The 256-nt window shown below is 40.6% G+C and carries 1 protein-coding gene; it reads right to left on the reverse strand.

Annotated features, from left to right (window positions below):
* Window positions 1-31 precede the first annotated feature (31 nt).
* Window positions 32-256: IS3 family transposase (locus Q3W56_RS20845; RefSeq protein WP_302896722.1), on the reverse strand; the 225-nt coding region annotated here is incomplete at its 5' end.

Below are 256 nucleotides of genomic sequence, written 5' to 3' on the forward strand. Positions count from 1 at the left end.
CCCGTTTTTGAGACAGGGATCAAAACACCTTTTAAACAGCCAATTGTCGATAGTTTATCGGTGATTGGTTGTTTAGTTTCGTTTGAATACGAATATTGTTATAATAATGAATGTATTCTGTGACAGTTTGTTCTACGATGGTGGTCGTGGTTCGATCAATGCTGTTAAGATAGAACGTTTCAGACTTTAGTGAGGAATGAAACGATTCGATGGAGGCATTATCAGCGGGCGTCCCTTTGCGGGACATGCTCATGGT

This window comes from Bacillus sp. C28GYM-DRY-1, assembly GCF_030519405.1.
In the GTDB taxonomy this organism is placed as follows: Bacteria; Bacillota; Bacilli; order Bacillales; family Bacillaceae; genus Bacillus; species Bacillus spizizenii_A.